General features: G+C 59.9%; 22 protein-coding genes. 8 read left to right on the top strand and 14 right to left on the bottom strand.

Annotated elements, in window-relative coordinates; translation table 11 throughout:
• Positions 1-51 precede the first annotated feature (51 nt).
• The 4 genes from QE432_RS06590 to QE432_RS06575 all read right to left on the bottom strand — a co-directional run bounded on the left by QE432_RS06590 (position 52) and on the right by QE432_RS06575 (position 3,166).
• On the bottom strand, positions 52-597 hold the full coding sequence (locus tag QE432_RS06590) for a flavin reductase family protein (RefSeq protein WP_003511097.1): 546 nt from the start codon (positions 595-597) through the stop codon (positions 52-54).
• Positions 598-792: 195 nt separating this feature from the next.
• On the bottom strand, positions 793-1,962 hold the full coding sequence (gene ssuD / locus QE432_RS06585) for an FMNH2-dependent alkanesulfonate monooxygenase (protein ID WP_003511099.1): 1,170 nt from the start codon (positions 1,960-1,962) through the stop codon (positions 793-795).
• Positions 1,963-2,133: 171 nt separating this feature from the next.
• Entirely contained in the window at positions 2,134-2,331 is a 198-nt protein-coding gene (locus QE432_RS06580; protein WP_003511101.1) for a hypothetical protein, read from the bottom strand.
• 217 nt (positions 2,332-2,548) lie between these two features.
• Positions 2,549-3,166 carry an alpha/beta hydrolase gene (locus QE432_RS06575; RefSeq protein ID WP_065687798.1) on the bottom strand — a complete coding sequence of 206 codons (618 nt, stop codon included), beginning with the start codon at positions 3,164-3,166 and terminating at the stop codon, positions 2,549-2,551.
• A gap of 400 nt (positions 3,167-3,566) precedes the next feature.
• Between QE432_RS06575 and QE432_RS06570 the strand changes: the two genes are divergently transcribed.
• Positions 3,567-4,637: an LLM class flavin-dependent oxidoreductase gene (locus tag QE432_RS06570; RefSeq protein ID WP_065688004.1), complete on the top strand. Its 1,071-nt coding sequence runs from the start codon at positions 3,567-3,569 to the stop codon at positions 4,635-4,637.
• Between the two features lie 57 nt (positions 4,638-4,694).
• Here the strand turns inward: QE432_RS06570 and QE432_RS06565 are convergent, their stop codons facing one another.
• The 3 genes from QE432_RS06565 to QE432_RS06555 all read right to left on the bottom strand — a co-directional run bounded on the left by QE432_RS06565 (position 4,695) and on the right by QE432_RS06555 (position 8,618).
• Positions 4,695-5,870, bottom strand: coding sequence for an acyl-CoA dehydrogenase family protein (locus tag QE432_RS06565; protein WP_065687799.1), 1,176 nt, complete (start codon positions 5,868-5,870; stop codon positions 4,695-4,697).
• Positions 5,867-6,898 (bottom strand): ABC transporter substrate-binding protein, encoded by a 1,032-nt coding sequence (locus tag QE432_RS06560; RefSeq protein WP_065688005.1) that lies wholly within the window; start codon positions 6,896-6,898, stop codon positions 5,867-5,869. The genes QE432_RS06565 and QE432_RS06560 overlap by 4 nt, the downstream gene beginning before the upstream one ends.
• 112 nt (positions 6,899-7,010) lie before the next feature.
• Positions 7,011-8,618: an ABC transporter substrate-binding protein gene (locus QE432_RS06555; protein WP_065687800.1), complete on the bottom strand. Its 1,608-nt coding sequence runs from the start codon at positions 8,616-8,618 to the stop codon at positions 7,011-7,013.
• A 269-nt stretch (positions 8,619-8,887) separates the two neighbouring features.
• On the opposite strand from QE432_RS06555, the gene QE432_RS06550 reads away from it, so the two are divergent.
• The 7 genes from QE432_RS06550 to QE432_RS06520 all read left to right on the top strand — a co-directional run bounded on the left by QE432_RS06550 (position 8,888) and on the right by QE432_RS06520 (position 16,151).
• Positions 8,888-9,877, top strand: a complete 990-nt coding sequence (locus tag QE432_RS06550; protein WP_065687801.1) for an ABC transporter permease — start codon at positions 8,888-8,890, stop codon at positions 9,875-9,877.
• Positions 9,874-10,869 (top strand): ABC transporter permease, encoded by a 996-nt coding sequence (locus tag QE432_RS06545; RefSeq protein WP_003511114.1) that lies wholly within the window; start codon positions 9,874-9,876, stop codon positions 10,867-10,869. The genes QE432_RS06550 and QE432_RS06545 overlap by 4 nt, the downstream gene beginning before the upstream one ends.
• On the top strand, positions 10,866-11,864 hold the full coding sequence (locus tag QE432_RS06540; protein ID WP_003511115.1) for an ABC transporter ATP-binding protein: 999 nt from the start codon (positions 10,866-10,868) through the stop codon (positions 11,862-11,864). Before QE432_RS06545 ends, QE432_RS06540 begins: the two co-directional genes overlap by 4 nt.
• Complete coding sequence (locus QE432_RS06535) at positions 11,842-12,777, top strand: ABC transporter ATP-binding protein (protein WP_065687802.1); 936 nt, start codon at positions 11,842-11,844, stop codon at positions 12,775-12,777. The genes QE432_RS06540 and QE432_RS06535 overlap by 23 nt, the downstream gene beginning before the upstream one ends.
• Before the next feature lie 18 nt (positions 12,778-12,795).
• Positions 12,796-13,851: an aldo/keto reductase gene (locus QE432_RS06530; protein ID WP_003511118.1), complete on the top strand. Its 1,056-nt coding sequence runs from the start codon at positions 12,796-12,798 to the stop codon at positions 13,849-13,851.
• A 70-nt stretch (positions 13,852-13,921) separates the two neighbouring features.
• Positions 13,922-15,160 (top strand): acyl-CoA dehydrogenase family protein, encoded by a 1,239-nt coding sequence (locus tag QE432_RS06525; RefSeq protein ID WP_065687803.1) that lies wholly within the window; start codon positions 13,922-13,924, stop codon positions 15,158-15,160.
• Between the two features lie 19 nt (positions 15,161-15,179).
• A complete protein-coding gene (locus tag QE432_RS06520; RefSeq protein ID WP_065687804.1) occupies positions 15,180-16,151 on the top strand; it encodes a LysR substrate-binding domain-containing protein in 972 nt (323 codons plus the stop codon).
• Between the two features lie 16 nt (positions 16,152-16,167).
• Here QE432_RS06520 and QE432_RS06515 read toward each other — a convergent pair whose 3' ends face one another.
• The 7 genes from QE432_RS06515 to QE432_RS06485 all read right to left on the bottom strand — a co-directional run bounded on the left by QE432_RS06515 (position 16,168) and on the right by QE432_RS06485 (position 24,821).
• Complete coding sequence (locus QE432_RS06515) at positions 16,168-17,520, bottom strand: LLM class flavin-dependent oxidoreductase (protein WP_065687805.1); 1,353 nt, start codon at positions 17,518-17,520, stop codon at positions 16,168-16,170.
• Between the two features lie 55 nt (positions 17,521-17,575).
• On the bottom strand, positions 17,576-19,171 hold the full coding sequence (locus tag QE432_RS06510; RefSeq protein WP_111788629.1) for an ABC transporter substrate-binding protein: 1,596 nt from the start codon (positions 19,169-19,171) through the stop codon (positions 17,576-17,578).
• Between the two features lie 41 nt (positions 19,172-19,212).
• On the bottom strand, positions 19,213-19,551 hold the full coding sequence (locus QE432_RS06505) for a DUF3088 domain-containing protein (RefSeq protein ID WP_026330699.1): 339 nt from the start codon (positions 19,549-19,551) through the stop codon (positions 19,213-19,215).
• A gap of 296 nt (positions 19,552-19,847) precedes the next feature.
• Positions 19,848-21,437: an ABC transporter substrate-binding protein gene (locus QE432_RS06500; protein WP_065687807.1), complete on the bottom strand. Its 1,590-nt coding sequence runs from the start codon at positions 21,435-21,437 to the stop codon at positions 19,848-19,850.
• A 34-nt stretch (positions 21,438-21,471) separates the two neighbouring features.
• Entirely contained in the window at positions 21,472-22,671 is a 1,200-nt protein-coding gene (locus QE432_RS06495) for a M20 aminoacylase family protein (protein WP_111782964.1), read from the bottom strand.
• Between the two features lie 93 nt (positions 22,672-22,764).
• Positions 22,765-23,934 carry an LLM class flavin-dependent oxidoreductase gene (locus QE432_RS06490; RefSeq protein ID WP_111782965.1) on the bottom strand — a complete coding sequence of 390 codons (1,170 nt, stop codon included), beginning with the start codon at positions 23,932-23,934 and terminating at the stop codon, positions 22,765-22,767.
• Positions 23,925-24,821: an NmrA family NAD(P)-binding protein gene (locus tag QE432_RS06485; RefSeq protein ID WP_065687809.1), complete on the bottom strand. Its 897-nt coding sequence runs from the start codon at positions 24,819-24,821 to the stop codon at positions 23,925-23,927. The genes QE432_RS06490 and QE432_RS06485 overlap by 10 nt, the downstream gene beginning before the upstream one ends.
• Positions 24,822-24,823: the final 2 nt, after the last annotated feature.

Below are 24,823 nucleotides of genomic sequence, written 5' to 3'. Positions count from 1 at the left end.
GCTCAACTCCCTCAAAGAATGACCCAGTGAAAGCGCCGGAAAGGCCGGAGCTCAGTCCAGCGAATGATAACGGCCGTTTTGATAGACCAGCGAGTGACCCGATCCGATGCGGATCGCCTCCACCTTGCCGATAATGATGACGTGGCTGTGGCGCTCGATCGCCTCCTCGATGGTGCAATCGATCGCGGCAACGGCGTCCTCGAGGATGGGCGCGCCGCTCGCCAGACGGGTCCATTCCGCGCCGCGATAACGGTCCACACCTTTCAGACCGCCAACACCGGCAAACTGGTTGGCGATGAACTGATGGTTCGGGCCGATAATATTCACCGCCAGATGGCCGAAGCGCTGCACCACAGGCCATGTGGAGGAGGAGCGGTTGAGCGCAACCAGAATTCTTGGCGGATCGACCGACAGGGCGGTGGCGGATGTTACCGTAGCACCCGTGCGCGCATCACCCTCGCCCGCCGTAATGACGCTGACACCGCCGCCCAGCGTCCTGAGCGCCGCCTTAAGGCTATCGGCATCCGGCGCCTTGCCAGAGACGGGATCGCGGAGATTGATGAATTGTTGATCCTTGGCCGCATATTGCAATGTCATCGATCGCTCCTGAAAACAGCTTGTTGCTCAATAGTTAGCAGCGGCGGCGGGGCGTGAAATAGACATCGTTTTCCATAATACTTATATTCTATGGAAATAATGTTTTATATGCCGCTCTCCCGTGAACGCTCCGCCGAATGACGCCCATAGGAAAGGCTAACCGGAAGACAGGGCCGCCTGCCTTCCGGCGATTGATCACGAGCCGGATACCAGCTTGACGTTACCGCCGTGGCCGCCGCCGCCGAAAACCTGTTTCGTGCCGAAAGACGAACGGATCTGATTACGTGGCCCATCAAGCCCGATTTCCGGAAACAGCAATTCGGATAGACGGTAGGCTTCCTCCAGATGCGGATAGCCCGATGCGATGACGGTATCGATGCCCAGCGCCTGATACTCCCGCAGCCGCGCCGCAACTGTCTTCGGCGAACCCACCAGCGCGGTGCCGGCGCCAGAGCGGACAAGACCGATTCCCGCCCACAAGTTCGGAGAGACTTCAAGCTGGTCACGCCGGCCATTATGCAGCGCCCGCATCCTTGCCTGACCGACCGAATCCGACGCCTTTAAGAAGGCCTCCTGAGCGGAAGCGATGGTTTCGTCGGAAAGCTTGGAAATCAGTTTGTCCGCATCGGCCCAGGCCTCCTCATCGGTTTCGCGCACGATGAAATGCAGGCGAATGCCGAATGTCACTTCTCGCCCTTTTTTCGCTGCGGCGGCGCGAACCTTGGCGATTTTTTCCGCCACCTGTGCCGGCGGCTCACCCCAGGTCAGATACTTGTCGGTGATACCGGCCGAGAACTCGATCCCGGCATCGGAGGAGCCGCCGAAATAAAGCGGCGGACGCGGTTCCTGCACCGGTGGCAGGCCGAGCCTGGCACCCTGTGCCTTGATATATTTGCCGTCGAGATCTCCCTTGCCAGTTTCGATCAACGAATTGAACACCTGGAAGAACTCGTCAGCGTGGTCGTAACGCTCGTCGTGCGGCAGGAAGATGCCATCACCAGCCAGCTCCTGCGCGCTGCCGCCAACGACGATGTTGAGAAGCAGCCGACCATGGGAAACACGGTCCAGCGTGGAGGCCAGCCGCGCATAATAGGCCGGCGAGGCAACGCCCGGACGGATAGCGACGAGGAATTTCAGTTTCTCGGTATAGGCGGCGAGATTGGCCGCGAGGATGAAGGATTCCTCGCAGGCGACGCCGGTGGGAATAAGCACCCCGGAATAACCGAGCCGATCCGCAGCCTGCGCTATTTCCCGAAAATAGCCGGGATCGGCGGGACGTGACAGATCGTCGGAGCCAAGATAGCTGCCGTCGCCTGAGGTGGGTATGAACCACAGAAAATCGAGTGGTTTGTCAGCTGTACTCATCGACAGGTCCTTTGCAATCCGCCCATCGGGCAATTCGGCTGGGTACTAAAAGGGTAGCCAATTCCCCGCCGCGTTTAAGAAATTTTGTTCCAATTTCCGTGCCGCAAGGAGAGTTTATCTCCGCTGGGAAATGGGTCTGGGAAGCGAAAACAAACCTTTCGCCTCCCTGTGTCAGAGGACCGGATAAAGTCCGAGCATCGCGAAATTCATTTCGTAAATCTCTTCCCGCTCAAGGTCGAGATCGCTCTTTTCCCGCTTGATACGACCGGAATGATCCAGCGGCTGGAGCCTGCCCTGATCATCCCCTCGCGGCCTACGCCTGGCCAGACCGAACAGATCGACAGTAAACGCATGAAGTCCCTGCGGCATGTGCGCCTCCTTTGGTCAATTCGCTCTATCCTCCGGCGAGCGCCCAAATTGGTCAATATTTTCCATAAAATTACTATTCTATAATTGGCGGATTGCCGGCAAACGTGGACTAAGGTTGCGGCAGCGGGAAAAATTCCGTTTCGAACCGCCAATAAAGGGGTCATCGCAATGGCACCGACACGATGGCCGCTCAAAGCACGGACTTGGGACGAAAAGACTATAGAGCGCCGGCATCACCCTGCAGCAGCGCACCGTGCAGAACGGGTGATCCGCGCTTCTTCGATCTGCTGGCCTTGATTTCGGACGCCGCTTTCAGGCGTGCGAAAAGAGCATAGCCCTCGGACCACCGGCCGAAACCGGCGGCAATATTGATGTGTCCAACCGAGCCGAGATTGACGATATCGCTTCCCCAGTAAGCAGCGGTGCGGGCTAACTCGTCCGGGTTCATATAGGGGTCGTTCATGCTACCTACGACGAGACTGGGGAAGGCGAGCGGCGACCGAGGAAATGCGCCGAAGCGGACGATGCATGGATGCATTGCCTCCACTCTGTCGAGATGGGCGGGCGCCACCAGAAGCGCACCCCTGATTTTGCTGGCCACGGGTCGTGTCGCCATATTGGCGACAAGCAGGCAACCCAGGCTGTGGGCGACAATATAGGCGCTTTCGGTTGCGGCGAGCGCCGCTTCCAGACGCTCAAGCCAGTCTTCAAGAACCGGGCATTCCCAATTCTGCTGATCGACCAGCTGCGCCTCCGAATCTTCCAGCAGCCAGTGCCGCTGCCAATGCCCCTCATCCGAACCGTTGAGGCCGGGGACAATCAAGGTGGTACACATGCCTACTCCGTGGTTTGCGGGCGGGGTGTGCCAAGAATGGTGAATTTCGCAATTTTAGTCGACTATTGCCTTGCTCAGCTTTTCCGAACTCGAGAAAAATCGATCCATACAATTCCGCTCTGGCAAAAAATACGTCCTCGGCAGCGGGCCTCAAAACTGCGCATGTGGAATCATTGCCTAAAATATTTTCCATAGAAAATATGTTCTAATTGAGCAAAAGACGCGGAAAGCTTTTCCTCTGCCGCATCCGAAAAGAAACGCCGCTGCTTGGCCGTGCCGCCGCCGGTTTGTCATTCTCGCACTATCGGAGACCTCAACCTCCCGAACCCCAAAATGGCAGATGCCGAGCCTCGGCAGGGCCATTCCACCGCGACATAAAGCGAAAATTCAGGCGGATAATGTGAGCAGCACGAGCGAATTTCTCTGGTACATCCCCAATGACGTCAAACCCGGACATCGGGGCGACGCCGTCAGCGAAAACCACAACAGCCTCGATACTTTAACTACCCATGCCAGGGCGCTGGAAAACCATGGCTGGAAGGGCGCGTTGATCGGCACCGGCTGGGGGCGTCCGGATACCTTTACGGTTGCGGCGTCGCTTACCGCGCGTACCACCACTTTCGAGCCACTGATCGCTATCCGCCCCGGCTACTGGAAGCCGGCCAATCTCGCATCGGCCGCCGCCACGCTCGATCAGCTTTCTGGTGGCCGGGTACGAATCAATGTCGTTTCCGGCCGGGACGAGCTTGCGGCCTATGGCGACGAAGAAGGCGATCAGGCGCAGCGTTATGCGCGCACGAAGGAGTTCATGCGGCTGGTGCGGCGGCTCTGGACTGAGGAAAACGTCACTTTCAATGGCGACCATTTCCGGGTCAAGAACTCCACCGTCTCGCCGCGTATCAGCGAGAGTGCCGGACGGCCACATCCCAAACTTTATTTCGGCGGCGCGTCCGAGGCCGCCGAACAGGTTGCCGCAACTGAAGCCGATGTCCAGCTCTTCTGGGGCGAACCGCTCGCCGGCGTGCGCGAAAGGATCGAACGTCTCAGACATTTCAGTGAGACCCTCGGCCGTGACCTGCCGCCGCTGCAATTCGGTCTGCGGATCACCACGCTGGTGCGCGAAACCACGGCTGAGGCTTGGCGCGATGCGGAAACAAAGGTGGCGGAGATGGCTGCGAACAATGGCGTGCGCTGGAACGATCATCTGCAAGGTGTCGCAGTCGGCCAGCGCCGCCTGCTGGATCTGCACACGCAGAGCGATGTGCTGGACGACAATCTTTATACCGCACCCGGCAAATTTGGCGGAGGCGGTGCCGCAACGACATGGCTCGTCGGTTCGGCGGAAGACGTCGCCGCGTCGCTGCGCAAATACCGCGCGCTTGGCATCACCCATTTCGTGCTTTCCGACACGCCCTATCTTCAGGAAATTGAACGGCAGGGCGACAAGCTGTTGCCGCTACTCCGGGACTGATGCGGGCGGCGTCAACATGGGCGGTCTGCCAAACAAAGCCGCCCATGTCTTCTACGGTCAGCCGCCAACAGCCTTGATGCTCTGACGGCCGAGGATAGTTCGGATCATGTGGCTTTGCGGCGCATGCGCCCTTGCCGTTATGGCGTCGCGGTGATGCCGCTCGAGATTATAGTCCCGGCGAAGGCCGCGATTGCCGCCAAGCTCCAGCGCCAGATCCGTCACCGCCACCGCATTGTCGATCACCACATGACGAACGGCGAGCGCATCCGTGCCTACCCTCTCACCCGCATCGACATCACGCGCGACGGAGCGGAGCAGACGCCTGTTGGCCGCAAGAAGCACCTCGATCTCGCCCAGACCTTCCTGAATACGGGGAATGGATGACAGCGGCGCGCCGAGGCTTGCCGGAACATGGCCTGTCAGATGGCGCAAGAGGGCGTCACGCGCCGAAAGCGCGACACCGTGATAGACGGAGGCCAGCAGCACGAAGAAATTGTAACCGTCCGCCTCATCCCGCCGCAACGGCTCGTCCGCCGGCTGTTCGGCAACGATATCGGCGAGCGGCACCCTCACATTCTCAAGCAGGAGATCGTCGCTGGCGGTGGCATACATTCCGGTCGCTTCCCATGCCTTTTCCCGGCCGATGCCCGGCGCATCGAGCGGGACCAGAAGCTGGATCAGGCGCGGCACCTCTTCCGTCGTGACGGCAAGTACAATCGCCCATTTCAGACCCGGCAGGCCGGTGACGAAGCTCTTGCGGCCATTGACCACCCAGAAATCGCCCTCGATCCGCGCCGTCGTTTCCGGCAGGCCGCCATGGGCCGGGGAACCGATCCCCGGCTCTGCCTGTGCATTGTTCAGAAGCGCCCGCTCCCTGTTATTGGCGGCCAGCACCTTTGCCGCGAGATCTGCCGGCCACCTGCCGCGCCGGATGGCAGCATGAACGCTGTAATGCATGGCAAGGATGAGGGCGGTTGACGGATCACCCTTGGCAATGGCGGCGATGACGGCATGCGCGGTTTCCATGCCCTCCCCCCAGCCACCGTCCTTTTCAGCCGTCACGAGACCAAGCAGGCCAGACTTGAAAAGCGCCTCGAAATTACCGGCGGCGAATTCGCCGCTTTTGTCATACTCCGCCGCAGTCAGGCTGAAATCTTCGGCGAGCGCGGTTGCGATGGCGACGGGATTCAAGTGCTGCTCCGGGCTCGGAACGGCGGATAAAGCGCCGCTCATGCCACCGCCCTTTCACTGGTCGTGACGAAACGGTCATCGATCCACGCAGCGAGATCGAAGTCGTTTTCAAGGAAACCCCATTGATGCAGGAAATCCTTGTAATGGCCGACGGCGGCGACGAGGTCCGCATCGAGGCTAAGACCTAGATGGCGGTGGACATCCGGGCCGTTGGCGGCCAGAACCTGCTCTTCGGTCGCACCCGCCTCGCGCGCGATAAAACGGCGGGTCTCTTCCGGATGCTGCTCCGCCCAGAGCGAGGCTTTGGCAATGGCGGCAACCAGCCGCTCCACTAGATCGGGGCGCTCATCGGCAAGCCGACCGTCGACTGTCAGCACGCGGGGAGAGCCGGAGTTGATACGTATCTTCGGGTCGGGGTGAAAACCGAATTCCGCCACCTGCACGGCGCCGATCAGGTTCGCGGCGGCGATACCGGCAGTACCCTTGACGAAAATCGCATCGACCTCACCTCGCAACAGCGCGATGATCTCCTCACCGAACGATTGTCGCCGCTTCAGGCCGAAAAGGGATGGTCCCTCCTGTGTCGCCAGCACGGAATCCTTGATCACGATATCCTTCAGCTCGACATCCTCGACCTTACGGCCCTCCAGCGAAAGCGCCGAAACGATTCCCTTCAATGCTGTCGCTCGCATGAAATCGACAATCCCATCAGGTCTGCGCGGCACACCGAAACGGCGGCCGACGAGATCGGCAAGCGAGCGGATACCGGTTTCCGGAAGGGTGATGATCGCCTGGAACTCATCGGTCCAGGTAATGCCGATAAGACGCGTATTGCGCCCTTCCGAGCGGGCGCGGATAGGGGGCACATTACCGCCGTGGCGGAAGGACCATTCCAGCGTGTGGTTGAAGTGGCTCTGCCGCACAGAACGATCCGGTGAATCGATGATGGATTTCAGCGATATTCCGACATCCTCGAAGGTCTGTGCGAGATAACCGAGCTGCGCCGCAAGCCCCACGGGCGTGGGCACCGGGCAACGTGTGTACCAGATTTCAGAAAGTGTCGTGCTCATGGCTTTGGCCTCGATGAAAACGATGACACCAGAAAGCGATGCTGCGGTGCCCGTCGACGAAAGGGAGATATCCCTACCCGCCGCAAACGGCGGGCAGGGGCTGGCGAGACGATCAGGATGCCGCGATATGCGCGAAGGCCAGGCTGCCCGCGACGCCTTCGGCACCGATCGTGTGATCGGCAATGCGCTTGTTGAAGATGGTGATTTCAGGTGCCGCAACGATGTCGATGGCAGGAACGTCATCGACGAGGATCTGCTGTATTTCCTTCCATTGCGCGACGCGCTTGTCCGGATCGATCTCGACAGCGGCAGCTTCCAGCAGCGCATCCACCTTGGGGTTGCTGTAGGCGGCGCCATTTGAGAAGGGCACGCCCTTCTTGAAGTTTTTCGACCAGTATAGCCGCTGCACACCGACGGTCGGGTCGAAGAGATTGCTCATGCCCTCATAGGCAAAATCGAAATCGCGATCCGTGTAGATGCGCTTGGTATAGGTGGCGAAATCCTGCGTCCGCACCGTCACATCCACACCGACCTTCGCCAGCGCCTGGCGAATATAGTCCGCGCCACGCGGATAGGCCTCGGTGCTCGGCACATAGTCCAGATTGAGCTTGAAACGGATGCCATCCGCACCGCGCTTGTATCCCGCCTCGTCCAGCAGCGCTTCGGCCGCCTTCAGATCGATCGGATAGGTCTTCAGATCGTCCACGAACCATTTCGTCAGCTTCGGATTGATCGGTCCGGTAATCGTCGCACCATAGCCATAATTGACCGTGTTGAAAATGACGTTACGGTCAATGACATGCGCGAAGGCGCGGCGGACGCGGACATCCTTGAACACGTCCTTCTCGAGGTTGAACTCCACGCGGCTGATCGAATTGGTATATTGATAGCCATTGGTCTCGAAGCCGAGGCTCGGTAGTTCCTTCAGGCGGTCGAGATCGCTATAGGCGACCGGGGTGCTCGGAGCGAGATCGATTTCACCGGTTTCGATGGCAATCGCCCGGGCCGAAGCATCAGGAATGAAGCGAACAATCAGCTTGTCGAGATAGGGGCGCGGCGCATCCCAGTAATCGGCATTGCGCTCAAAAACGATATGGCTGCCCCGCACCCACTCCTTGAACTTGAACGGGCCGGTGCCAACAGGCGCGAGATTGATGGGATTTTCGGTAACTTTCGTGCCTTCATAAAGATGCTTGGGCACGATAGGCGTTTCAGCAGCGGCAAGCGCTGTTATCAGATACGGCGCAGGCTTGGAAAGAACCAGCACGGCCGTCAGATCATCCGGGGTCTCGACACTGGTGAGGTTCAGGAAGGTATTGCGCCCGCGCGGATGCACTTCCTTGATGGTGTTGATGGAGAACGCCACATCGGCAGATGTGAAAGGCTTGCCGTCATGCCATTTTACACCGGGTCTCAGATTGAAGGTGTAACGCAGGCCATCGCCGCTGACATCCCATGATTTGGCCAGCAGCGGCTTGGGATTGAGGTCGAAATCATAGGTCAGCAGCCCTTCCGTGACCTTGGGCGATATGTAGACGGAATTATAGGCCGTGTGCGCGATCGTCGTCAGAACCGGCGGCTCCGATGAGATGAGCAAAGTGGCCGTTCCGCCGCTTGCCGGCTCTGCTGCGTTGAGCTTCAGCCCCGGCAACGACACCACGCCAAGCGCCACCGACGCCAGCAGAAATCCGCGGCGCGTCGTCTGGTTGAAAACAGTCATGCGATACCTCTCCTTAATTGAACCGGCGAAAAACCGGCAAAACTGAACGGCCGCGCTTGGGAAGAAGTTTGTTCCGCAGACGAGAGTGAGATTGGCATGAAGCACCAACCATTCTCATAAATAGGAATTATCTTTTCTTTATGGCGCATTTTTCCGTAAATTTCAGAAAATAATTCTATTACTCTTTGACAAATTCCATAAAATTAGTCAACTAATACCAACGCCTTTACGGGCCGATTTCATGTTTTCAAGCGAATGGACTGGAGCCGATGTCGAATTCGAAACGGATTTTATCGCAGGCAAGGCGGGTGGCCATTCAGGCCGTCCCGACGGTTCTCGGTATCGTCATCCTGAACTTCTTCCTGCTGCAGCTGGCGCCTGGTGATGCGGCTGACGTGCTGGCCGCGGAAGCGGGTTCGGCGACCGTCGAGACCATGGCCGAAATTCGCTCACGCTTCGGGCTCGACCTGCCGGTCGTCCATCAGCTCATGAACTATCTCGGCAATCTGGCCCAGTTCAGCCTCGGCTTTTCACCCCGCTACGGCATGCCGGTCGCCGATCTTATCGGCCAGCGATTGCCCGGCACGCTGGCGCTGATGGGAGCAGCACTTGGCATTGCGATTTTCGTCGGCGTTTTCCTCGGCTCCATCATGGCGCTCTTTTCCGGCAAGCTGCCGGACCGGATCATTTCGATTGGCTCGCTAATCTTTTATTCCGTGCCGGGCTTCTGGATCGGCCTGATGCTTATCCTCACCTTCTCGGTCAAGCTCGGCTGGCTTCCGTCTGGCGGCGACAGCACCATCGGCAGCAGCCTCACCGGCCTCGACGCCCTTCTGGACAGGCTGCGCTATATCGTTCTCCCCGCCCTTTCGCTGGCGCTTTATTTTCTGGCGATTTATGCCCGCCTCACGCGCGCGGCGATGCTGGAAGTCAAATCCCAGGACTATGTGCGCACGGCACGGGCAAAAGGCGTTTCACCCTTCCGGCTCACCACACGCCATATTCTGCGCAACGCGCTCATCCCGATCACCACCATGGCCGGCATGCATATTGGCGGCCTGCTGGGCGGTGCGGTCGTGGTCGAGACCGTCTTCAGCTGGCCAGGCCTTGGCCGTCTTGCTTTCGAGGCCGTCATGGCCCGCGATTTCAGCGTGCTGCTCGGCATTCTGCTTCTGTCTTCCCTTGTCGTCATCATTGTCAATGCCGCCGTGGACCTGTTGCAGGCATGGCTCGACCCCCGCATCGGAGAAAGCCGATGAATTCCTCCCAGACATCAGCAGTTCTCGACGCGGCCGAACTCAGTGCCGAAGAGAGCAATCCCAAACCTAAAAAACCTGAAGAAAAAGTCTGGCCCTATATCCATGCGCCGGACGCGCTTTCAGCCCGCTCCGTCTCCGTGCCGCGGCGCGGCTTGCGGCGGGAACTGAAGATTTTCCTGACCAATCCCAACGCTATCGTTGGGCTGCTGTTCCTTGCCACCGTCCTCATCGCCGCTGTCACGGCCCCGCTGATCTATCCGGGCGATCCGCTGGAAATGGTGGCCCGCCCCTTCCTCTGGCCCGGCCAGAATCCAGCCTATCCGCTCGGCACCGATTCCATGGGGCGTGATGTGCTGGCGGGCATTGTGCACGGCGCACGCATCTCGCTCACCGTCGGTGTCGTTGCCACCCTGATCGGGCTGACGATCGGCATAACAATTGGTGCTTTCGCCGGTTATTTCGGTGGCGTCATCGACGATATTCTCGTGAAGATCATCGAAATCTTCCAGACATTGCCGAACTTCGTGCTGCTGGTGGTGCTCGTCGCCATCGCCCAGCCTTCGGTCACCACGGTAACCTCGGCAATCGGCATCATTACCTGGCCACTTGTTGCGCGCCTGACCCGCGCCGAATTCCGCGCCATCCGCGAGAAGGACTATGTGCTTGCCGCACGAAGCCTCGGTTATGGCCATGCGCGTATCGTGTTTCAGGAAATTCTGCCCAACGCCCTGCCGCCGATCATCGTCACCTCCTCCGTCATGGTGGCGGGTGCGATCCTCATGGAAGCAGCCCTTTCCTTCATGGGACTTGGCGACCCCAACCGTGTTTCCTGGGGTTCGATGATCGGGTCGGGACGCGACGTCATTCGCACCGCCTGGTATCTGACCGCCCTTCCCGGCCTCGCCATCGTCTTCACCGTCATTTCGCTGAACCTCATCAGCGACGGTCTCAACGATGCGCTAAACCCCCGTTTTTCGGAGGAACGCCGATGAGCAAACTTATCGAAGTCCACGATCTCTCCGTCAGCTTCGGCTCAGCCCAACCGGTCAAGGGCGTCAGCTTCGATGTGGAGTCCGGCGAAATGCTGGCAATCGTCGGCGAAAGCGGCTCGGGAAAATCGCTGACTGCGCTCGGCCTGATCGGCCTGTTGCCGTCGCATGCAAAAACCGGCGGGCGTGTTCTGCTCGAAGGCCGCGATCTCCTGCCGCTTTCCGAGCGGCAATGGCGCGGCATTCGCGGCCGCGATATCGGCATGATCTTTCAGGAACCGATGACATCGCTGAACCCCGTCCTGACGGTGGGCGAACAGATCGTCGAGGTGCTGCGCATCCATGAAAGGATCGACAGGCACCAGGCGCGCAAACGCGCCATCGAGCTTCTGGACCTCGTCAATATTCCCGACGCTCAGCGCCGCGTGGACGATTATCCGCACCAGCTTTCCGGCGGCATGCGCCAGCGCGTCATGATCGCCATCGGCGTTGCCTGCAATCCCAAACTGCTGATCGCCGACGAGGCGACGACCGCGCTCGACGTGACGATACAGGCGCAGATCCTGCAGCTGCTCGACAATCTGCGCCGCGATCTCAACATGGCCGTCATCCTCATCACCCACGATCTTGGCATTGTGGCGCAATGGGCCGATCGGGTCATGGTCATGTATGCCGGCCGCAAGGTGGAAGAAGGATTGCCTGAACCGGTTTTCTCCAATCCTTACCACCCCTATACGCGCGGCCTGCTGGCTGCCTCTCCGCGCGCTGAAGACGGCCAGCATTATCGCGACGGGCCACTCATCGAAATTCCGGGTTCAATCGTTTCCGCTACGGGCGAGCGCGGCTGCGCCTTCCGGCCACGCTGTCCGAGCGCCCGCGGTTTCTGCGGGCAGTTCGTACCGCCGCTGAGGCTCGTCTCGGAAGGCCGCTACGCCGCCTGCCCCTTCGTATCCCCCACATCCCAAGAGGTATCCGATGACGCTCTTGTCAGTGCATAGTCTTTCCACCCACTATTCGGGAGGACGCGGAACAGTCCGCGCCGTCGACGATGTGTCGCTCGACATCGAGGCGGGCGAGACCGTGGCGCTGGTGGGTGAATCAGGCTGCGGCAAATCCTCGCTCGGCAAGTCGCTGATGCGGCTGGTGGAGCCCACTTCCGGCAGGATCACCTTCAAGGGCGCCGATGTCACGGCGATGTCGTCGTCGCAGCTGCGCGGCATCCGCCGCCGCATCCAGATGATCTTTCAGGACCCATTCGCGTCGCTCAATCCACGCCAGACGGTGCGAACCATCCTTACCGGGCCGTTGAAGGTGCACGGCATTGGCGACAGGGAGCAACAGCGGGAGATCGTCGAGGCGATCGTCGCGCAGGTGGGTCTGCCGCCTGATGCACTCGACCGCTATCCGCACGAGTTTTCCGGCGGCCAGCGCCAGCGCATCGGCATTGCCCGGGCGCTCGTTCTCGAGCCGGAACTGGTCGTCTGCGACGAGCCTGTCTCGGCGCTCGATCTTTCCATCCAGGCGCAGATCCTCAACCTTCTGGTGGAGATGAAGAAACGGCTTTCGTTGTCCTATCTCTTCGTATCCCACGACCTTTCGGTCGTACGCTATTTTTCCGATCGCGTTCTGGTCATGTATCTCGGCAAGATCGTGGAAAGCGCGCCGACCGCGGAGCTTTGGGCCTCGCCGAAACACCCCTATACCCGTGCGCTTCTCGCAGCCGTTCCCGATCCCGCGCGCCGCAAGCAGGCAGCGCCCATTTCCGGCGACCTGCCGAGCCCCCACAACCCGCCATCCGGCTGCCGGTTTCACACCCGCTGCCCGCTCGCCACCGATCTCTGTCGCGAAAAAGCGCCGGATTACACCCTTTTCGGCAAGAACCACGCCGTGGCTTGCCACCATGCCCAATAAACTGAAGGAGCAACCATAATGGTCGACTATCGCTATCTCGGACGCAGCGCGCTGAAAGTTTCACCGCTGAGCCTCGGCACGATGATGTTCGGAGGCCCGACGCCGGATGACGTGGCCTTCCGCATCATCGACAAGGCACGCGAGCAGGGCATCAACTTCATCGACACTGCCGATGTCTATCACGACGGCAAGTCGGAAGAAGTCGTTGGTCGCGGTATCAAGGCCAGTCGCGATCACTGGGTTCTGGCAACGAAATTCGTCAATTCCCACACCAAGGGTCCGAACCTTGGCGGCCATTCGCGCAAATGGGTGATCGAGACCGTCGAGAATTCGCTTCGCCGTCTCAACACCGACTACATCGATATCCTCTATTTCCACCGCGCCGTCTTCGACGCGCCGCTGGAAGAGCCGGTACGCGCCATTGCCGATCTCATCCGTGCGGGCAAGCTGCGCTATTTCGGCGTTTCCAACTTCCGGGGCTGGCGCATCGCCGAAATTTCGCATCTGGCCGATCAGCTCGGCATCGACCGGCCTATCGCCAGCCAGCCGCTCTACAACATCGTCAACCGCACAGCCGAAGCCGAGCAGCTGCCCGCGGCACATAATTACGGGCTGGGCGTCGTTTCCTATTCGCCGCTGGCACGTGGCGTGCTGACCGGGAAATATCAGCCGGGTGAGCAGCCGGGCGCAGATACCCGTGTCGGCCGTGGCGACAAGCGGGTTCTGGAAACCGAATGGCGCCCCGAGTCGGTCGAAATCGCCCAGAAGGTTGCGGCGCACGCCGCATCAAAGGGTGTTTCGGCAGCGGATTTTGCGCTCGCCTGGGTGCTGAACAACAAGTTCGTCACCGCCGCGATCACCGGCCCGCGTACTGAAGACCATTGGGACGGTTACGTCCGCGCCCTCGATGTGAAGATCGATGCGGAAGACGAGGCGCTGGTCGACAGCCTTGTGACGACAGGCCATCCCTCGACACCCGGCTTCAACGATCCGAGCCATCCCGTCGAAGGCCGCGTGCCGCGCAATATCGAACCGGCTCCCCGCCCGGTCGTCAAGCCGCGCGCGGTCGCCTGATCGTCCAGAAGAAAATGCCTGCGGCGCGACCGTGCCGCAGGTCATCACATCCGCTCAGGGAAAATCCGCAATGTCCAATCCTAAAATACAGACCGCAACCACCGATAATTCCGGCGTGCCGAGCCGAGACGACATTCTGGCCCGCACCAGGGACATTGCGGCTGTTGCCGCCAAGGATGCCGCTCGCCGTGAGCGTCAGCGGGAACTTCCCTTCGAAATCTTCGGCCTGATCAAAGAAGCCAGGATCGGCACGCTGCGCATCCCCGAGGCCAAGGGTGGGCCGGGAGGCTCGATTGCGGACTATATAGAAGTGCTGATGATCCTCGGGGAAGCCGACAGCAATATTCCGCACGCACTCCGCAGCCATTTCAATTTCACCGAAAACCTCGCTCTCACACCGATCGAGCTCGAGGATCGGCGGCACCTGGAAAATGTCCTCACCGGCAAGCTCTTTGCGGGCGCCAGCACGGAACAGGGCACCAAACGCCCCGGCGAAATCACCACGCGCCTCAGCGCCGATGGCGACCGTTATCGTCTGAACGGCCGCAAATGGTATGCGACCGGCACCGCCTTCGCAGATTTCGGCACCTTTAGCGCTGTCGGCGACGACGAACAGCCGATCGGCGTCCTCATTCCGCTTGATCGGCCCGGGATCACCATTCTCGACGACTGGGACAGCATGGGCCAGCGCATGACGGCAAGCGGCGGCGTTTTGCTTGAAAATGTCGAGGTTCTCCCGCATGAACTGACGACCCGCAAGCTCGGCAGCCAGATCGGGCGCCACAGCTCGGCCATGCGACAGTTGCATCTCGCTGCCTCTGCCGCCGGTGCCGTTCAGGGTGCACTCAACGATGGCATCGACTATGTTCTGCGCCAGGCGCGCACCACGCTCCACAGCAGCGCCGAAACCGCCAATCAGGACCCCTTTGTGCAGAAGATGCTCGGAGAGATCAGCGCCGGTGCCTTCGCCGTCAAGACGCTGATCCGCGAGGCGGCAAGAACGCTCGACAGGACCGCCGCCGCCTTTTCCAGCGGCGACGAAGAGGCGATAGAAGCGGCTTTGCTGGAAGGTTCTCTCGCCACCGCCCGTACCCAGATCATCGCATCGCAGCTTTCGCTGACGGTCGCCACCAACCTTTACGAACTGGGCGGCGGATCGGCGACGTCCAGCGAGCGGAATTTCGACCGCCACTGGCGCAACATCCGCACGGTCTACAACCACAATCCGCTTGCCCACAAGGCGCGTGTCATCGGCGACTACTATCTCAACGGCACCACGACGCACCTTAGGGAAGGCCGTGTATTCTAGCCATGAAGGGAAAACGGCCATGAGAACGGAATTCATCCCTCCTTCGGTCGCAAGAGCGGCTTTCCGGTTGCCGACGCTTTCCCGGCTGCCGCCGCTGACGGCCCTGCGCGCATTTGTCGTGGCCGCGCGTCACGCCAGCTTCTCGCGGGCGGCGGAAGAACTGCATGTCTCGACTGCCGCAATCGGCCAGCAGGTGCGCATTCTCGAAACCCATCTCGGGCAAACACTCTTCAGCCGCCAGCGCGGCGAACTGGTGCTGACCGAGGCCGGCAGCACGCTTTACCCCGGCCTTGCGGACGCTTTCGAGACGATGATTGGCAGCCTTTCCGATCTCATGGCCTCCGGCGGCCGGCGGCAGATGAAGGTTCTGGCGGAAGGCTGTTTTGCGGCCCGATGGCTGGCGCCGCGGTTGGGAACCATCGTTCCAGCCCTTGGAGACGTAGATATCTCGATTGAATCTCTCGAGGGCGATACCATCGACCTCACCCATTTCGATGCCGATTGCGCGATCGTAGCGACCCACGGACAAATCCCCGGTTTCATCCACGAACCGCTTTTTACCGACACCGTCAGTGCCGTCTGCACTCCGGATTTTGCGACCCGCTACCAGCTTGGTGGTGAACCCGAGCGGCTTCGGGATATCTCTTTTGCGATGTTGCGCGGCAACGGCACCGATGCTGCCTTCGAATGGGCAAACTGGCTGCGCGCCTGCCGCATTCCGCTTCGGCTTTCCGCAGCAGGACCGCGCTTTTCGCGTCAGACCGCGCTGATAGAGGCACTCTTGTCCAGCCACGGCATCGGCCTTGCGCGCCACTCGCTCATTTCCGAAGAGCTTCGAACCGGCCGTCTGATCGCACCTTTCGGTGTGCCTCAGCCGACCGCCAGCCGGTATCATCTTCTGACCAGTCCTGACAGGCGGCGGCTGCCGGAAATCGCATCTCTACTCGCCTTGTTGCGCGAGGATACACGCTCTCTCGAAGCCGCCGCCTGAACACGCCCGTCCCACATCAGGCGCGTTCCCTTTGCAACTCCCTGGTCGTATGGATGTTTTCCGGCCGGGGCAGGCCGTAATGATCACGCAGCGTGTCGCCCTCGTAATCCTCGCGGAACAGCCCGCGCTGTTTGAGGATCGGCACGACCTCGTCGACGAAAATATCGAACCCGCCATTCAGCCATGGCGGCATGATGTTGAAGCCGTCGGCAGCACCTTCACGGAACCAGGTCTCTATCCAGTCTGCCACCTGTTCCGGCGTTCCCGAAATCACCTTGTGCCCGCGCCCGCCGGCAAGCCGGTGCAGCAATTGCCGGATCGTCGGATTTTCCCGGTCGATGACATCGAGAACCAATTGATGCCGGCTGCTGTCCGCCTGCGCGCGCGTCGCTTCCACCGCCTCCTTCGGCAACGGCTGATCGAGATCGGCCGATGAGAGATCAATGCCTGTAATGCGCTGCAACTGCCCAAGCGAAAAGGCCGGCTGGATGAGATCGTTGAAACTCGCCTCGAGCTTTCGCGCCTCCTCTTCGGTGGAGGCGATGAAGGGGCTGATCCCCGGCAGGATTTTCACATGGGCGGGATTGCGCCCCGTGGCCGCCACGCGCCTCTTTATGTCGGAATAAAAAGACCGCGCACTCTCCAGAGTTTGATGCGCGGTAAAGATTGCCTCGGCATACCGGGCAGCAAAGCCACGGCCGTCCTCCGAAGAGCCGGCCTGCACATAGACCGGCCTGCCCTGCGGCGAGCGTGGCAGGTTGAGCGCGCCCCGCACCCGGTAGAACTCGCCCTCGTGACTGGCGGGATGGATGCGGTCGGTATCGGCGAAAAGACCGCTCTCCTTGTCGGCGACGATGGCATCGTCTTCCCAGCTGTCCCAGAGCTTCGTCACCACATCGACGAACTCAGTCGCCTGCCGGTAACGGTCGGCATGCGGCGGATGCTGCTGGAGATTGAAGTTTCCGGCAGCCGCATCGGCCGAGGTCGTCACGATGTTCCAGCCCACCCGGCCGCGGCTGATATGATCGACCGAGGCGAACAGCCGCGCGAGATTGTAGGGCTCGTAATAGGTAGTGGAGGCCGTCGCAATGAAGCCGATCTTTTCGGTGACGGCCGCCAAGGCCGCCAGCATGGTGATCGGTTCCAGCCGGTGCCGGGCGGCATAGCGGATATTGGCGTCCAGCACCGGCGCATCGGCAAAGAAAATGGCATCCAGCTTTGCCGCCTCGGCCTTGAGGGCGATATCCTGGTAGAGCCTTATATCCGTGACGCGCAGTGGCTCCGACTCGGGGTGGCGCCAGGCTGCTTCATGGTGCCCACCCGGATAGATGAACGCATTGAGGACCAGCTTCTCGGATTTTCTGCTCATGGCGATGAACCCTTTTCAACTTTGACGCGGCTTTAAACGAGAGGTGAGGATGCGCTTACGCCTCCTTCGTCACCCAGGCTTTGGCGAGATTGCCGCTGAGCCCCTCCGCCCCTGTCGCGTAATCCTTGATGCGGACGCTGCCGACGACCGGCTGGATTGGCGAAACGAGATTGATGACGGGAAGATCCTTGGCGACGACGGCCTGAAACTCCTTGAAGAAGGCTGCGCGCTTTTCGATATCCGGCTCCACCGCGGCCGCTTCCAGCAGCCGGTCCACTTCCGGATTGGCGTAGTGGCTGGCATTTGAGAATGGCAGGCCGATCTTGAAGTTCTTGCTCCAGTAGACACGCTGCACGCCAGCCGTCGGATCGAAGGTATTGGAGAGGGATTCGACTGAAAGGTCCCAGGCGCGATCGGTATAAACGACCTTCACATAGGTGCCGAAATCGAATTTCTGGATATCCGCCTCGATGCCGATCTTGGAGAGCGCCTGCGCTATGAAATCCGAATAGGTCTGCGGGTTGAACGGGTTGGTGGTGACCCTGAGCTTGAAGCGCTTGCCGCCATCCTTGCGCGGAAAGCCCGCCTCATCCAGCAGCTTTTCCGCCAGCGCGACGTCGAATTTCGCAAAACCGATATCCGGATTGTGGAACTTCGCAAGGCCGGGGCTGATCGGCGTGGGCGATGGCACGGCGTAACCGTAAAGCACGGTATCGATCAGCGCCGGAACGTCGATCGCGTGGGCAATGGCCTGCCTCACCTTCAATTCCTTGAGATATTCGTTCTCAAGGTTGATGACGAGCTGGTTCTGCTGGCCGGCATAGGCGTAGATGCGGTCATCCACCTTCAGCGTCGGGATGGATTTCAGCCGTTCCAGATCGGCAAGCGCCACCGGGTTCGGGCCAATGTCGCCCTCTCCGGTTTCCAGCGCCGCCGCGCGAGCGCCCGCATCATTGATGAGGCGAATGATGACGCGGTCGAGATAAGGACCTGACGCGTCCCAGTAGTCGGCATTCTTTTCCAGAAGAATATGGCTGCCCGGCACCCATTCCTTCAGGACGAAGGGGCCGCTGCCGATGATCTGGGCGGGTTTTGGATTGTCAGTCGGCTTGAAGGTCTCGAAGATGTGCTTTGGCACAACAGGCGATTCCGACGAGGCGAGCGCGGTTATCAATCCCGGCGCCGGCTTGGAAAGCTTCACCTTCGCGACCAGCGGATCGGAAGTATCGACGCTTTCAACATGCGAGAAAGTCGCCCGGCCGCGCGGATGGGCTTCCTTCAGCCGCAGGATCGAGAACTCCACATCCGCCGATGTCACCGGCTTGCCGTCATGGAACTTCGCATTCGGCTGCAGATGAAAGACATATTCCAGCCCGTCGGCGGAAACGCTCCATTCTTTGGCAAGGCTCGGCTTAGGCGAAAGTTCGTAATCGTACGTCAAAAGCCCGTCATAAATCTTCGAGCCAATGAACTGCGGACCGCCCGCGCTGGTATTGATTGCCACGAGCTGCGTCGGCTCGGGAAAATAGACGATCTTGAGCGTACCGCCCGAAACGGGCTCTTCAGCAGCAGCGAAAGAACCGCCGGGAAGCGCCACGAAAGCGCCAGCGGCGAGTGCAATTTTATGAAACTGGCGTCTGGAAAAGGTCATGTCTATCTCCGATAAAAATCCGATGTGCGGGGTGCGGCATCTCAGTGCAGTTGCGGGAACCCGTGACGCTCGGCGAGGATTTGCAAAATGCGTTTCGTGTCCTGAATGAAGTGCGTGTCGCCTTTGGTCGTCGCATCGGCTGGTGCATCGCCGGTAAAGACGAACAGCGGCAACGACTGGTTTTCCTCACCCACGACGGCGATGACCGCTTCGCGCGGACGCTGAAAACCGACCCGGTGGATATCGATCCCGGCGGCAAGGTCCGGAAAGGCGGCAAGCAGGCCTTCGATCTGGTTACAATGCGGGCAGACGAACCGGACACCGGGGTGCTTGGGGTCTTCAAAACCGGGGGCGATCAAAAAAAGCGTATCCTTGGCCATGGCATCCATCGTGTGCGGGTGAGATTTCATGGACACAGTGCAGGCAGAGAAATCAGAGGTCCAGAAAGCTATTCTTCCCGCAAAACGAAGAATTCCTTCGCCCTAAATTATTGAAGAAATTGATTTTTTTAGAGTTCCGATAATTGGCATCACCGTTCCTGCCGGCCTGTTCCAAAGGCAACGTTTTTCCCGAAAACGCCGTTATCCCGCGATAGTGAAAAAAGGCCGGAGGGCCGTTTTCAGCAATAAAAAACCCGGCAAAATTGCCGGGTTTTTTATTGCCATATGCAAAACGCTCACTCGTTCTTCCAGGCCGTCGACAGATCGCCATAGGCAATGTCGATGGTGGTGACGAGAGACTGCAGGCTGGTGTTGCGCAGAATGACGGTCGGCAGGGCGACGATAGAGAAATTCGGCAATTCGTCACCGGTGATTTTCTGGATATCGTGGAACTGCCCCGCCCGTTTCGTTTCATCCACTTCAATCGCAGCGGCGCGGAAAAGATCATCCACCCTGGGATTGTTGTAGTGGGCGGCATTGACGTATGGCGCGGGTTTCTTGATGCCATCGGACCAGTAGAGCCGCTGCACGCCCGCTGTCGGATCAAACAACCGGCTGATGCCGTTCACCGTCAGGTCAAAACCGCGCTCCGTATAGACGCGCTTGATGAAGGTCGCGAGATCGCCTTCGACGATATCCACCTTCACGCCGAGCTTGCCGAAGGACGAGCGTAGATATTCGGAGGTTTTGCGGAAAACGTCGGAGGGCAGGAAGGCCAGCCGCAGCGAAAAACGCGTGCCATCCGCACCCCTCGGATACCCCGCCTTGTCCAGCAGCTCATTCGCTTTGGCCAGATCGAAGGGATAGGTAAAGGGCTTCTCGTCATTATAGGCGGTGAATACCGCTGGAATGTTCGAACCGGCGGGTTTCGCCGTGCCGAAAAAGATCGCGTCGTTGATGAAATTGCGGTCGATGGCATGTGCCAGCGCGTGCCGCACCTCCTTTTTCGCGAGGATCGGGTTCTCCAGATTGAACTCGAATATGGCGGCGTTATTGAGATAGGAGTCGGTATAGACCTCCACCGAAAGCTTGGGATTCTGCCGCAAACGCTCCAGATCGCTGTAGGAGACATCGGCGGTATAATCCGCCTCGCCCGTTTCCACCGAGATGGTGGTGGAGGCCGCGTCAGCGACGAACCTCGCCACGAAGCCATCTAGATAGGGAAGATCGGCCTGCCAGTAGTTCGGGTTTTTCCTGAGCTTCACATAGCTGCCGCGTTTCCATTCCTCAAACACAAAGGGGCCAGTACCAACGGGCGCGTTGCCATTCGGGCTTTCATTGTAGTTTTCCGAAGCATAGGCATGGGCCGGCAAAATGGGCGTTTCGCCACCGGTCAGCGCCCGCAGAAGATAAGGCGCAGGTTTGGAAAGCACCACCACCGCCGTCAGCGGATCGGGCGTTTCGATATCGGCAACATTGGCGAAAGTGATACGGCCGCGTGGGCCCACCTTCTTGAAGGCAAGCAGGGAAAATTTCACATCCTGTGCAGTGAAATCCTTGCCATCATGCCATTTGACGCCCTTGCGCAGCTTGAAGGTGTAGCGCAGCCCGTCGGCGGAGGTTTCCCAGCTTTCTGCGAGAACCGGATGCGGCTTGAACTCGCTGTCGAAGCGCACCAATCCTTCCAGGATTTTGGTGGAAATCGCGCGCGTGCGCGTATTGGAATCGGAAAGCGGCACAAGCGTCGTCGGCTCACCGAGGCCCGCAAGGGTAACAATGCCGCCCTTTTTCGGCGTCTCCGCCGCCAGCACCGGCGCGGATGGCAGCAGCATGGCCGCACCTAGCGCAGCACTCAAAAGCAATGTCTTACGTCTTGTAATATCCATGGATGTTTCCTCTTGCAGGCTTGTTTTCAAATTTTCAGGCAGGCGTCAGCCGGGTTTCGACCAGCCGGGCAAACAAGGTGGCGCCGACCGGCAGGATGGCATCGTCGACAATGAAACCGGGATTATGGGCCGGCACGGTGCCGGAATGACCGAGGGTGAAAAACGCACCGGGCGCATGTTTCAGGAGGTCGGCGAAATCCTCGCTGCCCATGAAGCGGCTGGGCTCGGTGGAAACGCGCTCGTCTCCGAGAACTTCGCGCGCCACCCCGGCCACAATCTCCACCGACGCGTCGTCATTGGTCAGAACCGAGAATATGTCGCGAATATCCACCTCGGCGGTGAGCCCATAAGCGGCGGCAATGTGATCGGAAATCGTGCGGATTCGGCCCCTTATGGTCTCGCGCACGCTGTCGGAGAAGGCCCGCACCGTGCCTGCAATCGAGGCCGTTTCGGGGATGACGTTATAGGCAGATCCCGCCTCGATGCGGGTGATCGACAAGACGGCCGGATCGGTCGGCGGCACATTGCGGCTGACGATGGTCTGCAAGGCCTGGATGAGTTCACCCGTCGCCGGCACCGGATCACGCGAGACATCCGGGTGAGCCGCATGCGCGCCCCTGCCCTTCAGCCGGATATCGAAGAAATCGGCGCCTGCCAGAATGGTGCCGGGCGAAACCTTCAGATGGTTGGGTGCTGCATGGGAGGAATTGTGCAGCCCGTAAATTTCATCAACGGGGAAATCCTTGAACAACCCATCGGCGATCATGGCGCGCGCGCCACCCAGTCCTTCTTCGGCGGGCTGAAAAATGAAAATCACCGTGCCGGCGAAATCACGGGTTTCCGCCAGATAACGGGCGGTGCCAAGCAATATGGTGGTGTGCACATCATGCCCGCAGCCGTGGAACTTACCGGGATAGACCGATGCATAAGGCAGCCCTGTTTCTTCCGGCATCGGCAGGGCATCCATATCCGCCCTCAACCCGATTGAACGGTTGCCAGCATGACGGCCACGCAGCACGCCGACCACGCCGGTCTTGCCATAACCGCGATGCACCTCGATGCCCCAGGAGGTGAGCTTCTCGGCGACGATGCCGGAGGTGCGCACCTCTTCGAAACCGATTTCAGGATGCTGGTGCAGATCGTGGCGGATGGAGACGAGTTCGGGAACATAGGTCCCGATCCGGTCTATGACTTTCGGCGCGGGCGTTTTGACGGGATCGACGGCAATATTCACGGTATCTCCTCAGGGCAAAAAAGATCGTTCTCGCAATCTCTGTGATTGCGAAGTGCTAAGCTTCAGAACTGGAAATCTGAGGCCGGAGAGGCGTCAGAGCCTCAGGCCAGCCTCCTTCATCAAGGGCAGAATGCGCTCAGCGAAATATTCGAGATCTTCGCGGAAATCGTAGAAATTCAGCTGCACGCCATCGATGCCAGCCTTTTTCAAGCCGACAAGCTGCTCGACCACCTGCTCCGGCGAGCCGATGATTTCGATATTGCCGCCGAGATTGCGCCCCTGCTTGTGGCGCGCATCGCCGCGACCCCGCCAGGCATGGGCGTCGCTGTCGTAATTGTTGGTCGCAAAGGCACGGGTGCCGGACTGCGGTTTTCCCGCCTCGATGGCGTCGGCATAGGCGATCGCTTGCCTCTCCGTATCGCGGCTGACGATGATCGGATTGATGAGCGTCTTCACCTGACGGCCATAGGCCTTGGCGCGGTTCTTGATGGTGGCGATATGATCGGGAAGCGTTTCCAGCGCGCTGTCGATATGCGCGCCGCCGGGCGAGGTAACGAAAACCAGATCGGAATGGCGGGCGGCGAAATCGATACCGGCCGGCGAGCCGGTCGCCGTCACCAGCGGCGGGCGGCCAAAGGCGGGCTTCGGCGTTATCCAGCCGTTGTTGATGGCCCAGGGGTTAAGCTTGCCCTCGTAGGAGAAGTTTTCGGTTTCTCCCCACAGGCGATGCAGCACATCGAACAACTCGTCCGCCATGTCGTAGCGCTTGTCATGGTCGATCCGCTGCCAGCCGAACATTTCATGCTCTATGGCGCGATGGCCGGTGACGATGTTGATGCCCCATCGTCCCCTGGCGATATGATCCAGCGTTGCGCCATATTTGGCGAGATGAAGCGGATGCAGGGGACCGTAAAGCACATGAATGGTGGAGATCAGAAGAATGCTCTTGGTGACCGCCGCCATGGCGCCCAGCGCAATGAAACTGTCGAGCGAGGATTCGCCGTCATAACCGCCCTTGGGCAGCCATTGCGTGCGGCTGAAGGCGATTTCGAAACCAAGCTCCTCCGCGCGCTTCACCAGTTCCGCATTGTAGTCGAAGGTCCAGCTATTGCTGGTTGGCAGGCTGGAGAAGTTGATGTCCTGCAGATTGAGGAACAGCCCCAGCATCAGTGGCTGCTTCACCGCGCGGCTGAGCGGGCTGTCTTCGAAATCAGTGGGGCTTTTCAGTTCGGGACATTCAGGCAGTGAAACAGTCAGCGCCATGTCTTTTCTCCCTCGGAATGATTACCCTGCGGGGTGGTCGCTGCCAGCCGGGCGCGCAAATAGGCCTCCACGCTGCGGGGCTGACGACCGGTAATCCGTTCGATGTTGTCGTTGACGGGGGCCGCGAGGCCCTCGCGGATAAGTTGGCCGAATTCACCAATCGCCTTCTGTTCGAAAGCTCCGATATGCGGTGGAAAAACCGAAGCGGAATGATGCGATATCCCCACGGGGCGATGCAGGATACGGGCCGCGATGCGGGCGATTTCCAGTGCCGTCAAGGCTTCACCGCCGGTTAGCACCAAGGTGCCGGAAACAGACGTGCTCGCAGTCAAGGCGTGAACCGCCACATCGGCTATATCGTCGGCATCAATGAAGGAAACTGCCGCATCGCCGAAACGGGCGGGCACATCCTCCCCCTGGCGTAGTGCTGCGACGACGGGTTCCAGCGCCACCTGCATCCAGGCATTCGGCCGCAGCACCGTATGCGCAATGCCGCTCCCGGCTAGATGTTTTTCGACCTCGGCATGGGCGGCACCCGAGATGGAGCGTGCGGCATTGGCGATGGTCCAGTCGGAACCGGATATTTTCACGATCCGCGATACGCTGGCGGAGAGAGCGGCATCGATGACCGCTTTCTGGTCCGCCGCCAGCGTTTCACCGATTGGGGAAAGCAGGAACACCGTGTCTGTTGCGCGTGAGGCCTCTTTCAGGCTGGCCGGATCGGAGAAATTCCCCTCCGAAATATCCACCCTGTCGCCCCAAAGCTTGAGCGCGTCCTCACCCCGGCGGGTCAGCACCCTAACCTTCGCCTCTTTCTGCAAAAGGCGGCTGACGACGCGTTGGCCGAGCTTGCCGGTTGCACCCGTTACAAGAATGGTTGCTGTCATGA

The sequence above is a fragment of the Agrobacterium sp. SORGH_AS_0745 genome, assembly GCF_030818995.1.
GTDB lineage: Bacteria > Pseudomonadota > Alphaproteobacteria > Rhizobiales > Rhizobiaceae > Agrobacterium > Agrobacterium tumefaciens.
Note: the sequence above shows the minus strand (reverse complement) of the source record. Positions and strands in the feature narration are given on the sequence as shown.

What these genes read in the sequence shown, in the direction of transcription:
- QE432_RS06590 (WP_003511097.1), bottom strand. Translation starts at nt 597, where the DNA reads ATGACATTGCAATATGCGGCCAAGGATCAACAATTCATCAATCTCCGC.
- ssuD (WP_003511099.1), bottom strand. Translation starts at nt 1,962, where the DNA reads ATGAGTACAGCTGACAAACCACTCGATTTTCTGTGGTTCATACCCACC.
- QE432_RS06580 (WP_003511101.1), bottom strand. Translation starts at nt 2,331, where the DNA reads ATGCCGCAGGGACTTCATGCGTTTACTGTCGATCTGTTCGGTCTGGCC.
- QE432_RS06575 (WP_065687798.1), bottom strand. Translation starts at nt 3,166, where the DNA reads ATGTGTACCACCTTGATTGTCCCCGGCCTCAACGGTTCGGATGAGGGG.
- QE432_RS06565 (WP_065687799.1), bottom strand. Translation starts at nt 5,870, where the DNA reads ATGAGCGGCGCTTTATCCGCCGTTCCGAGCCCGGAGCAGCACTTGAAT.
- QE432_RS06560 (WP_065688005.1), bottom strand. Translation starts at nt 6,898, where the DNA reads ATGAGCACGACACTTTCTGAAATCTGGTACACACGTTGCCCGGTGCCC.
- QE432_RS06555 (WP_065687800.1), bottom strand. Translation starts at nt 8,618, where the DNA reads ATGACTGTTTTCAACCAGACGACGCGCCGCGGATTTCTGCTGGCGTCG.
- QE432_RS06550 (WP_065687801.1), top strand. Translation starts at nt 8,888, where the DNA reads ATGTCGAATTCGAAACGGATTTTATCGCAGGCAAGGCGGGTGGCCATT.
- QE432_RS06545 (WP_003511114.1), top strand. Translation starts at nt 9,874, where the DNA reads ATGAATTCCTCCCAGACATCAGCAGTTCTCGACGCGGCCGAACTCAGT.
- QE432_RS06540 (WP_003511115.1), top strand. Translation starts at nt 10,866, where the DNA reads ATGAGCAAACTTATCGAAGTCCACGATCTCTCCGTCAGCTTCGGCTCA.
- QE432_RS06535 (WP_065687802.1), top strand. Translation starts at nt 11,842, where the DNA reads ATGACGCTCTTGTCAGTGCATAGTCTTTCCACCCACTATTCGGGAGGA.
- QE432_RS06530 (WP_003511118.1), top strand. Translation starts at nt 12,796, where the DNA reads ATGGTCGACTATCGCTATCTCGGACGCAGCGCGCTGAAAGTTTCACCG.
- QE432_RS06525 (WP_065687803.1), top strand. Translation starts at nt 13,922, where the DNA reads ATGTCCAATCCTAAAATACAGACCGCAACCACCGATAATTCCGGCGTG.
- QE432_RS06520 (WP_065687804.1), top strand. Translation starts at nt 15,180, where the DNA reads ATGAGAACGGAATTCATCCCTCCTTCGGTCGCAAGAGCGGCTTTCCGG.
- QE432_RS06515 (WP_065687805.1), bottom strand. Translation starts at nt 17,520, where the DNA reads ATGAGCAGAAAATCCGAGAAGCTGGTCCTCAATGCGTTCATCTATCCG.
- QE432_RS06510 (WP_111788629.1), bottom strand. Translation starts at nt 19,171, where the DNA reads ATGACCTTTTCCAGACGCCAGTTTCATAAAATTGCACTCGCCGCTGGC.
- QE432_RS06505 (WP_026330699.1), bottom strand. Translation starts at nt 19,551, where the DNA reads ATGGCCAAGGATACGCTTTTTTTGATCGCCCCCGGTTTTGAAGACCCC.
- QE432_RS06500 (WP_065687807.1), bottom strand. Translation starts at nt 21,437, where the DNA reads ATGGATATTACAAGACGTAAGACATTGCTTTTGAGTGCTGCGCTAGGT.
- QE432_RS06490 (WP_111782965.1), bottom strand. Translation starts at nt 23,934, where the DNA reads ATGGCGCTGACTGTTTCACTGCCTGAATGTCCCGAACTGAAAAGCCCC.
- QE432_RS06485 (WP_065687809.1), bottom strand. Translation starts at nt 24,821, where the DNA reads ATGACAGCAACCATTCTTGTAACGGGTGCAACCGGCAAGCTCGGCCAA.